The organism is Bacillus sp. FJAT-26390, from assembly GCF_001682865.1.
In the GTDB taxonomy this organism is placed as follows: Bacteria; Bacillota; Bacilli; order Paenibacillales; family Paenibacillaceae; genus Pristimantibacillus.
In genome coordinates this window covers 1-9,430 of record NZ_MAQX01000010.1, presented here as the reverse complement: position 1 = coordinate 9,430, position 9,430 = coordinate 1, and the positions used below count along the sequence as shown (strand labels likewise).

The following is a 9,430-nucleotide window of genomic DNA, read 5'->3' as shown; positions in this document are numbered from 1 at the left end:
GGCAGGATAAACGTCCGATGATGTCAGACCTCCGAGAGTCGGGTTCTATTGAGCAAGACGCTGATATCGTTGGTTTCCTCTATCGGGATGACTACTACGACAAAAAGACCGAACAGAAGAATATTATCGAGGTCATTATTGCCAAGCAGCGTAACGGACCAACGGGGACGGTTGAGCTCGCCTTTATGAAAAATTACGGTAAAATGGTCAACTTGAATCGACAAACAACGATTGATGACCATGAGGATTTGGAATGAAACGGCAGCAGCGAAATCCTGAATCAATAGACCCCTATTTTCAAAACCAACCCTATGAAATACATCGTGATGATAAGGGCGCACTACTCGCGGAGGTGTTTCTACTGCCTGCCATATATCTAAATCAAGGCATAATCAATAGGAGTGAGAAGAAAAATGACCGAGCGGACCGAAAGTGCTGAGAAAATAAGTGAATTTGCAAAGCAGCTCGACTCACTTGTGATGACGGACGAGCAGGTTATCGATCAAATTGAAAAGTGTTTGGGAGACGGAGTGCCAATCAACATCAGCACGATGCGCCGCGGTCTGGAAATTCTGCTCTTTGAGCGGCAGGCTCAACCGAAGCTAGCAACAGGACTTGAGCCATTAAATAAGCGTCAGGCTGTAACGTTTAATTTCATTGTCGATTTCATAAGAAAAAATGGTTACCCGCCTTCTGTTCGCGAAATTGGTGAGGGAGTAGGTCTTGCATCCAGCTCGACCGTTCACGGACATTTGGAACGGTTAGAAAAGAAAGGTTATATCAAGCGCAATGCAGAAGGCGGCAGGCCGCGCAGCTTACAAATAACAGGTATGAGGGAGGCCGAAGCCAATGAGATTCGGTAAGAAAAAAGCAGTTGAGGGCGAAGCAACGAAGAGCAAGTATAACGCTAGTAAAGCATTGCTCAATCTGGAGAGCGAATCAATAGTCAAACTGACTAGTCAGCAGGTTAAGGATTTGAAGGAGCTGGGAATTGACTCGAGTCGACTAATCATCTTTGATTCCGAAATGGAAGCACGTTACTACCGTGATCAATTGCTACCATTGGTTAAAGATCAATCTATAGTCGTTGAGTTTCAACCCAAATACATCCTGCAGCCGAAATTTGAAAAAGAAGGCATGAAGCATAGGGAAATTACCTATTCGCCTGATTTCAAAGTCACTTATTTCACTGGCAAGGTGCTTCTCATTGATGTAAAGGGAGCCGAGGATCAGAAATTCCCGATTAAGAGGAAGATGTTCGACTACACCAATCCCGATCTGCCACCATTGGTAGTTATGAAATACGTCAAAAAGTTTGGCGGATGGATAACTATCGAGGAATATACGATTAAAAAACGCGAAGAAAACAAACAAAAGAAGGCTGCAGCAGCTTTGTAAATAACCGCGCAATCGCTCGGTGAAGGGATTTCTGTTGCCTTAAAACCGAACATACGTTCCAAATGGAGGTGCTTTTGTTGGATATGAGTAAGGCAACGCGGGCGCAGCTGGTCATTATTCAATACGATGATCCTCTTGCCAGTAAGTCAGATCGGACGGATGCAGAAAACGAACTGAAGCGTCGAGAGAAGCGGCGCAGCGGAAAGCCGAATAAGCACCCGGGGTCCAAGCGATGAGTCGCCGTTTACAACCGCTACCGCAGCGAAAGCTTGAAGTTGATCGAAGGGCTAATAGCGACATTGACGTCCGACAGATGACTACGGCTGAACTTGAGCGGCAGGCTGCGGCGAAGCCCCGGGAACGAGATTTTAAGAGCTGGTCCGGCCGGAAAAGGAAAGAGGTGGGGGATTGAATCACATTATCTTTTCAAGCGGCGGAACCGCAAGCCTGTCTGTTGCTGATTGGGTTAAAGAACAAAACCCCAATGACAATATCGTGATGTATTTCACGGATACGCTATGGGAACATCCAGATTGTTACCGAGTGCTGCGAGAAGGTTCGGATAAGCTTCAGCTTCCACTTCTAACGCATAGCATGGGGCTTAACCCGATTCAGCTAATGTTTGAGAAAAAGATGGTCTACAACTCTATGATCGGTGACTGCTCCAAAATTTTGAAAATGCGTGTCGGCATGGATTTTCTTAAAAGGGGTAAGCTGCCGGCAGTTGGATACTGGCGCAATGAACAATTCTTGAAGGAAGCTGATTTCATAACAGATGCCACTCTTTATTTCGGAATTGGTTTTGACGAGATGCACCGCGAGACGGCCATATCGAAAAATTGGGCTCCATTCAAAGTGGTGTTCCCATTAATCGAAAACAACATCTGGAAAGAGGAAGTCCTTGCGAAATACGAGATTAAGAAGCCGGAGCTGTACAAACTGGGCTTCTCGCACAACAACTGTCATGGCCGCTGCGTGAAGGCTGGGCAAGGGCATTACAAACTTCTAAAGGAACAACTGCCAGATGTATTCGAGAAGATCATGGAGCAGGAGTTTCACTTGAAAATGTACGTCTCAGCTTACAGGTATATCACCAAGGGGAATGATCCCAAAGACAAAACGCCTATCCCGGACGAAGATAAAATTCCTTTACATGTCCAATAGCCAATGCTCAAGGAACTTGATGCTGCATACCGCGACTACTTTTATGACCGGGCATCAAAGCCGGGATTTTACGTTCATCCAGCAGGCTCAGCTGCAGTAAGGTACGCAAAGATTCAACAGTACAGCTTCATGAAAAAGGATTCGCAGCCCTACCCGATACGCCAGCTTAACCAGGACGACGAGGCCGAGCGGGCGATGTATGGAGGCGCGGAATTGATCGATCGCTATGATATTGGCGGCTGCGGCTGCTTCACAGATTCGCATTGCGAGATAGATCAGGACGGGGTGATGGATTGAAACGAGCAGATGAGCGCTTTGCAGGTAACAAAGCAATGCGAAAGTATTATCGCAAGGTCGCCAGCTTCACGTATCACCGCCGGACATACTCGGCTGACGAGATATTTGTAGACAACTTTGCCGGAGGAGGAGGCGCGAGCACCGGGATAGAGATCGCAATCGGCCGCAGCGTGGATGAAGCAATAAACCATGATCCGGCAGCTATAGCAATGCACAAAGCCAATCACCCTGATACACGCCATTGGTGCGAATCGGTTTGGGATGTTGATCCACGCACGATTGCGGCGGGCAGGCCCGTGGCGCTGGTCTGGCTTTCTCCAGACTGCAAGCACTTCTCGAAGGCAAAGGGCAGCAAGCCGGTTGAAAAGAGTATTCGGGGGCTGGCTTGGGTCGGCATCCGGTGGGCAGCAACGGTCCGCCCGCGTGTGATCATGCTAGAGAACGTAGAGGAGTTTAAGACCTGGGGGCCGCTCATCCAAGATACAGAAGGGAATTGGTACCCTGATCCAAAGCAAAAGGGGCGGACATTCAATTCTTTCGTCAACGCTTTGCGGCGCCTCGGGTATACGGTCGAATGGCGTGAGCTGAGGGCCTGTGATTATGGAGCTCCTACGATTCGCAAGCGCCTGTTTCTCATAGCTCGCTGCGACGGGCTGCCGATCGTATGGCCGGAGCCGACGCACGGAGCGCCGGAAAGTACGGAAGTGCTGGCCGGAGAACGGCTGCCATACAAAACGGCAGCAGACATCATTGATTGGTCGATTCCTTGCCCGAGCATCTTTGAACGAAAAAAGCCGCTCGCAGAGAATACGCAGCGCCGGATCGCTCGCGGCATTGAGAAGTTTGTTCTTAACAGCTCAAAGCCGTTTATTATCAAGGTCAACCATCAGGGCGAGCAGTTTCGTGGTCAAGATATCGACGAGCCCCTTCAGACGATTACTGCTAAAAACGGATGGGGAATTGTTACTCCGTTCGTTGCCCGGATCGGTCAAACCGGATTCGGCGGGGACAGGCTGCAGCATTCGGCGGAGCAGCCGCTTACGACAGTGACAACAAAAGCAGAGCATCTGTTGGTTAGCCCGACATTAATCCAGATGGGCTATGGCGATCCCGAGGGACGCAGGGTGCTTGATCTCGAAAAGCCTGTCGGGACGGTAACGGCTGGCGGCAACAAGTTTGGCTTAGCTGCAGCATTCCTCGCCAGACATTTTGGGCAATCGATAGGCAGCACAGCTGATGATCCAATAGGCACGGTAACTGCGGGCGGCGGCGGGAAGACATCGCTTGTAACAAGTCACCTCGTTAAATTGCGAGGCACCTGTAAAGACGGCCAGCCAGTCACCGAGCCGGTACCGACAATCACAGCAGGCGGGCTGCACATCGGAGAGGTTAGGGCTTTCCTAATCGCTTACTACGGCAGCAGCGTCGGGCAGGATCTCAACGAGCCCCTACAAACCGTTGTGACGAAAGATAGATTCGGGTTAGTCACTATAGAGGGCATTGATTATCAGATCGTTGATATCGGCATGCGGATGCTTAAGCCTCACGAACTGTTTGCGGCTCAAGGCTTTCCAAGCAGCTATATCATTGATCGGTACCAGGGTGGGGCTCCGGTCCCGCAGGCTGAGCAGGTTAACCGCTGCGGAAATTCGGTTTCTCCGAAAATGTCCGAAGTGCTTACAAAGGCGAACGTGCCGGAGCATTGCGCCGGATCTGGGAACGCTCTGAAATTTGAGAGATACGTAGAGGCCGAGGGGCAACTAGCGTTATCTATGTGAGGTGAAGGAAATGATTCTACAAGGTGATTGCCGGATAGTTATGCTGACGCTGCCGGCGCAACACTTTCACACAAGCGTTACCTCGCCGCCTTACTGGGGCTTACGTGATTACGGCATTCCGCCGAGTGACTGGCCGGAGGTAACGTATACCCCAATGCCGGGGCTGCCGCCAGTGACCGTTCCCGCATGGCGTGGTTGTCTCGGACTTGAACCGTCGCCTGAAATGTTCGTAGCTCATACGGTTTTGGTGTTTCGGGAAGTATGGCGCGTGCTGCGGGATGATGGCACACTATGGCTTAATTACGGAGACAGTTACTTCAGTGCTGGTCAATCAATTGGACTGAAGCCTAACGATCTAATCGGAATCCCATGGCGAGTAGCCTTTGCTCTTCAGGCAGAAGGCTGGTATCTACGGATGGACAATATTTGGAGCAAGCCGAACTGGATGCCGGAGAGCGCCCGGGATAGGCCGACAAAATCCCATGAGTACATGTTCCTAATGAGCAAGTCAGAACGATACTACTACGATAAAGAAGCAATCAAGGAACACGGGGTACAGGATGAGTGGGCAAATGGCTTCCGAGGTGGTAGCTACACTGGGAATGAAACCTTTGTTAATCAGGAAGGCGGTAAACGAAAGACACGAGGGAATATCAAAGTCCCAGCAGGCTGGGATACTGAATTGGGATCACACGGAACGATTCACCGTAAGGGCCGGAGCAAAGCGAATTCATTTGCTCGGGATGTAAATGAGTCGCCGCCACCTGGTCAACCACAGCAGCACCGCTCGGAACGCGAGGATATTGATTATAAAGGATTTAGAAATAAGCGCAGTGTTTGGACTGTGGCCACTCAAGCTTTTCCGGAAGCACACTTTGCCACATTTCCAGAAAAGCTAATAGAGCCCTGCATTATGGCAGGTGCTCCGGTTGGCGGACGCGTGCTGGATCCATTCGGGGGAAGCGGAACAACTGAGAAAGTTGCTATTGAGAACGGCAGGGAATGCACAAGCATTGAAATAGGTGAGCAATACGTCGAAATTGCTGAGCGCCGGATTGCGACGGTCCAGCCTAAGCTGCAGTTTGAAGGGCAAACATTAATATTTTGAGGAGTGATCCAAGTGAAAGTAATTACCATAATCCAGCCATGGGCGACTTTGATCGCCATTGGTGAAAAGCATTTCGAAACACGTAGTTGGCCTACGAAGCACCGCGGCCCGATCGCTATCCACGCAGGCAAGAAGATTGACCGAGAGGCATGTGAGCAGAAGGAGATTAAGGCAACGCTGGAGGCGCATGGATATACAATTGACAACTTGCCAACTGGGGCGATTGTTGCAACAGGGACCATCTCAGAGTGCTACAAAACTAGACAATATGGGATGTCCGATTTCGTGGAGTTAACTAGCGATAGTGGAATCAAGTCTATAGATGGTCCTGAATTTGTATTTGGAGATTATTCTACAGGGCGCTTCGCTTGGGAGATTACTGGAGTCGATCAACTGCGTGAGCCGATACCGGCCAAGGGGCAACAGGGATTGTGGAATTGGGCTGCCGGTGATACATCTCAATGAATACGGAAGAACATGGAGGGTACGTCCTATTTTTTTTGTTAATAAACCGAACATATGTGCTTACTTATCAGGGGAAGGAGAATGAAATGAAAGTCAAAGCAGAGCATATAAAGCAAGCGCTCGCCAGTAAGCATAGCGACGATCTATTCATGACAGAAGTCAAAACAGGTCGCACTTGGAATAACAGTGAGCTTCTGAAGTTCGATGCTTTTGCCATGAAGAAGAGTTGGGCAAATCCTTGCATCTATGGTTATGAGGTCAAAGTAAGCCGCGCTGACTTCCTGAAGGATCAGAAATGGCCGGGGTACATGGCTTATTGTCATCGCTTTGCCTTTGTTTGCCCGAAGGGGTTGATTCAGCCAGAGGAGTTGCCGGATGAAGTTGGTTTGATTTGGTTCTATCCAGACAGTGGAGCGCTGCGGTCAGCACGGCCAGCAAAGCATCGCATAGTCGATATTCCTTCTGATCTATATCAATACATTCTTATGTCGCGGATTGATTCGGACAGGCTTCCATTTTACAGCTCCGCTCGCGAGTATTTCGAAGCATGGATTGCGGACAAAAAGGACCGCAGGATGCTGGGGGCATACGTCTCCGAAAAGCTGCAAAAGGAACTCGGGGAGTTGAACCGGATTAGTGATGAAGCAAAGCGGTATCAGGATCGTCACAGATCTGATCTGCAACTACTCCGTGAGGTGACTGAAATATTGAGAGTTAACGGCATTTCAATGCACTCATGGAATACCAACTGGCAGGACGAGCTGAGAAAGGCACTTGTCGGCGGGGCGAATCCTAAAGCATCAAGGGCTTTGGAACGTTTGATTGACAATGCAGAGGAGCTAAAACGTATGTTAGGCGAGGTGAACGAGTCATGATCCAATTAACAGCGATGCAAAAGTCGATCATGGATGTTATTGCCGCTCATGATGGCATTAAATACGGCGATATGATGGAAAAGTCAGGAATCTTGCTTAGCAACGGTACAGGGACGATTCAATCCCTCTTAAATAAAAAACTGATTATCCGGAAAGGTAAGCAACGCAGATTTTTTTATCATTGGACAGGTATTCCTTATGGGGCGTTGCCGGAGGGTGACCAGGTGTATATCGAGCTGCCGGCGAGCCCAGATCCATTTTTAAAACGATCTGCATCGATCCAGCTAACGAGCGAACAGAGGTTTTATTTAGACAATCATAAGCATCTTCCGCGCACCCAGTTAGCCCGCAAGCTCGGAATTAGCAAGCTGGAGCTCAACTTTGCGATGGACTCGAAGCGAAAGTAAGAACAGAAATTATCCCAAATATTATTCCGAGGAGAGATATAGATATGGCAAAGAAAGCAAAGACGGAAAAGTTTCATTCAGAGGCGGAACCGGCAGTATATGCACTTCTGAACAGCGTGATGGAGAAGCATCACAAGCATTTCAGGGATTCGGAATTCCTGATTCTTTTCAAACATGGAGGCTGGATGTCTCGCGGCAGAACGGCATTCGCTAGATTTAAGGTTCTTGCCGACGATATGCGCCGGACACTCGACAAGGATGCGGTGTTGTACATTAACTGCGATGTATGGCGCAAGATGACGGAGCCGCAGCAGCGCTATTTCTTGGATGAAGCCTTTCTTGGTTTGGATTTTAAAACGAATGCCAAAGGCGATACGTTGGAGCATCCTGGCGATGGCCGTGTGCTTCTCAAACTGGTTCCGCCTGATCTTGAGGCTTTTGTCGAGGCGATAAAGCGGCATGGACCTATTGCCGAGGACGTAAAGCGGCTGCTCAAAGGGTTGAAAGATCTCGGTCAAATGACTATCGAAGATGTGAAAGAAGAACCGCCGGCGCCGCCGCATGAAGGTGTTATGGTAACGATCGGTGAGGGCGGAGTAGTTGAGCATGTGGAAGATGACAAAAACCAGCTCACGTTAGAAGAAGCTGCAAACGATCCAATGCACGGTATCGGCGCCAAGCCGGGGGGCGATCCTGCAGAGCCGAAATCCGAGAATGACGATGACGATCTCGTATGAGGAGTCGTTGGAACTGGCCGTTCATCTTCTTTTGGAGCATAGCTGGCGTTTTCTGCGCGGCAGTGTGGTCGATCGTACTTATTTTGATAATCGCTGCTGCTAAATAACATATAGCCCCTGCTACGGCGGGGGCAATCCCACAAAGGGGTGAGCATGGTGGGTAAGAAGGACTTTATACCGGAACTGGACGATCGCGGATACATGCTTCACTTGGATGATTTGAAAAGGTCATATCGGATAACGCTGGGGAAGCTGCAAGCCAGCCGCGAAAAAATTGAGGAAAACATAGCTGAAGCCCCGGAGCTGGCAGCTGTATACGAAGAAGATTTAAGTCACATTTCCGAAATGATATCGGATGTGAATTATAATATCGAATGGCTTCACACTGGCCGGCAGCCCCGGAGCAAGCGTGGAGTAGATAGGCGCAGCGTTTACCAGCGGACGGTGCTCATGGACCCGACGATCATGGAACGGTACATGAAGCCAATCAATAGCCGCAGTGCAACAACACTGACGGATGATGAGCGGCACAAGCTGGAGGAAGTGTTGGATATACTCAGCCCGCGTGAAAGAGAAGTATTCACGATGGCGAAGGGCGAGGGCTTCCCTCACGAGTATATTGCGGATATGTTGAACATTCATAAGGGTAGCGTCGATGTCATGGTCAAGCGAGCACACGATAAAGTGTCGGCAGGATGGCAAGGAACGTTATTCTAATTTGGAACTAAACATAGGAAGAAGGTCTGAATAATGATTACATCAAAAGAGCAATTGCCTCTTATATTAGAACCAGCACATATACAAGAAATTTTATGCATCGGAAGGCGAGCAACTTATGAGCTTTTGGCTGACCCTCCTTTCCACGTTAACCGCGTGGGCAAAAACAAAATGATTAAAGTTCCTAGAGACGTTTTTTTTAGATGGCTCGAAGGAGATAAAGAGCAGGGATGAAAATCCTTGCTTTTTTATTTTTACAGTGTTAATATTTCAACAAAGTTATTTCGTAAGTCCGTTTAAACCTTGGTAGGGTGTTTGGTAGGATTTCGGTAGGAAACATTCGGAGACGACTGATTTCGACATGGCACGACATGACATGTCGAAAGCTGCTGAGACCGCATAAAATAACGACTTTGAACACGATTTGACTTGAAATGAACATCAAATGCAACGAATTATTTTTGCAGCTTTCCTTCGGGGTCAG

14 protein-coding genes are annotated in these 9,430 nt (G+C 49.0%); all 14 read left to right on the top strand.

What is annotated here, in order from left to right; translation table 11 throughout:
* The coding region (locus tag A7975_RS11620) for a DnaB-like helicase C-terminal domain-containing protein (RefSeq protein ID WP_304362769.1) at positions 1–257 on the top strand (257 nt) is incomplete at its 5' end.
* Positions 258–413: 156 nt separating this feature from the next.
* Positions 414–863, top strand: a complete 450-nt coding sequence (locus A7975_RS11610) for a LexA family protein (protein ID WP_065385209.1) — start codon at positions 414–416, stop codon at positions 861–863.
* Positions 850–1,398: a DUF1064 domain-containing protein gene (locus tag A7975_RS11605; protein WP_082198152.1), complete on the top strand. Its 549-nt coding sequence runs from the start codon at positions 850–852 to the stop codon at positions 1,396–1,398. Before A7975_RS11610 ends, A7975_RS11605 begins: the two co-directional genes overlap by 14 nt.
* A gap of 77 nt (positions 1,399–1,475) precedes the next feature.
* The gene (locus tag A7975_RS34120; RefSeq protein WP_176707716.1) at positions 1,476–1,634 is read left to right on the top strand and encodes a hypothetical protein; all 159 of its coding nucleotides are present in this window, start codon (positions 1,476–1,478) and stop codon (positions 1,632–1,634) included.
* A 172-nt stretch (positions 1,635–1,806) separates the two neighbouring features.
* Positions 1,807–2,562 carry a hypothetical protein gene (locus A7975_RS11595; protein ID WP_255314263.1) on the top strand — a complete coding sequence of 252 codons (756 nt, stop codon included), beginning with the start codon at positions 1,807–1,809 and terminating at the stop codon, positions 2,560–2,562.
* A gap of 3 nt (positions 2,563–2,565) precedes the next feature.
* Positions 2,566–2,859: a hypothetical protein gene (locus A7975_RS34855; RefSeq protein WP_255314262.1), complete on the top strand. Its 294-nt coding sequence runs from the start codon at positions 2,566–2,568 to the stop codon at positions 2,857–2,859.
* Positions 2,860–2,894: 35 nt separating this feature from the next.
* Positions 2,895–4,637 carry a DNA cytosine methyltransferase gene (locus tag A7975_RS11590; protein WP_082198154.1) on the top strand — a complete coding sequence of 581 codons (1,743 nt, stop codon included), beginning with the start codon at positions 2,895–2,897 and terminating at the stop codon, positions 4,635–4,637.
* Between the two features lie 10 nt (positions 4,638–4,647).
* Positions 4,648–5,745, top strand: coding sequence for a DNA-methyltransferase (locus A7975_RS11585; RefSeq protein WP_065385207.1), 1,098 nt, complete (start codon positions 4,648–4,650; stop codon positions 5,743–5,745).
* Positions 5,746–5,757: 12 nt separating this feature from the next.
* Positions 5,758–6,210, top strand: a complete 453-nt coding sequence (locus A7975_RS11580) for an ASCH domain-containing protein (RefSeq protein ID WP_065385206.1) — start codon at positions 5,758–5,760, stop codon at positions 6,208–6,210.
* An 86-nt stretch (positions 6,211–6,296) separates the two neighbouring features.
* A complete protein-coding gene (locus tag A7975_RS11575) occupies positions 6,297–7,085 on the top strand; it encodes an MmcB family DNA repair protein (protein WP_082198153.1) in 789 nt (262 codons plus the stop codon).
* On the top strand, positions 7,082–7,492 hold the full coding sequence (locus A7975_RS11570; RefSeq protein ID WP_065385204.1) for a hypothetical protein: 411 nt from the start codon (positions 7,082–7,084) through the stop codon (positions 7,490–7,492). Before A7975_RS11575 ends, A7975_RS11570 begins: the two co-directional genes overlap by 4 nt.
* A 44-nt stretch (positions 7,493–7,536) precedes the next feature.
* On the top strand, positions 7,537–8,229 hold the full coding sequence (locus A7975_RS11565) for a putative metallopeptidase (RefSeq protein ID WP_065385203.1): 693 nt from the start codon (positions 7,537–7,539) through the stop codon (positions 8,227–8,229).
* Positions 8,230–8,382: 153 nt separating this feature from the next.
* The gene (locus A7975_RS11560) at positions 8,383–8,946 is read left to right on the top strand and encodes a sigma factor-like helix-turn-helix DNA-binding protein (protein WP_082198151.1); all 564 of its coding nucleotides are present in this window, start codon (positions 8,383–8,385) and stop codon (positions 8,944–8,946) included.
* Between the two features lie 33 nt (positions 8,947–8,979).
* On the top strand, positions 8,980–9,180 hold the full coding sequence (locus A7975_RS11555; protein ID WP_065385202.1) for a DNA-binding protein: 201 nt from the start codon (positions 8,980–8,982) through the stop codon (positions 9,178–9,180).
* Positions 9,181–9,430 lie beyond the last annotated feature (250 nt).

What these genes read in the sequence shown, in the direction of transcription:
- A7975_RS11610 (WP_065385209.1), top strand. Translation starts at nt 414, where the DNA reads ATGACCGAGCGGACCGAAAGTGCTGAGAAAATAAGTGAATTTGCAAAG.
- A7975_RS11605 (WP_082198152.1), top strand. Translation starts at nt 850, where the DNA reads ATGAGATTCGGTAAGAAAAAAGCAGTTGAGGGCGAAGCAACGAAGAGC.
- A7975_RS34855 (WP_255314262.1), top strand. Translation starts at nt 2,566, where the DNA reads ATGCTCAAGGAACTTGATGCTGCATACCGCGACTACTTTTATGACCGG.
- A7975_RS11590 (WP_082198154.1), top strand. Translation starts at nt 2,895, where the DNA reads ATGCGAAAGTATTATCGCAAGGTCGCCAGCTTCACGTATCACCGCCGG.
- A7975_RS11585 (WP_065385207.1), top strand. Translation starts at nt 4,648, where the DNA reads ATGATTCTACAAGGTGATTGCCGGATAGTTATGCTGACGCTGCCGGCG.
- A7975_RS11575 (WP_082198153.1), top strand. Translation starts at nt 6,297, where the DNA reads ATGAAAGTCAAAGCAGAGCATATAAAGCAAGCGCTCGCCAGTAAGCAT.
- A7975_RS11570 (WP_065385204.1), top strand. Translation starts at nt 7,082, where the DNA reads ATGATCCAATTAACAGCGATGCAAAAGTCGATCATGGATGTTATTGCC.
- A7975_RS11565 (WP_065385203.1), top strand. Translation starts at nt 7,537, where the DNA reads ATGGCAAAGAAAGCAAAGACGGAAAAGTTTCATTCAGAGGCGGAACCG.
- A7975_RS11560 (WP_082198151.1), top strand. Translation starts at nt 8,383, where the DNA reads ATGGTGGGTAAGAAGGACTTTATACCGGAACTGGACGATCGCGGATAC.
- A7975_RS11555 (WP_065385202.1), top strand. Translation starts at nt 8,980, where the DNA reads ATGATTACATCAAAAGAGCAATTGCCTCTTATATTAGAACCAGCACAT.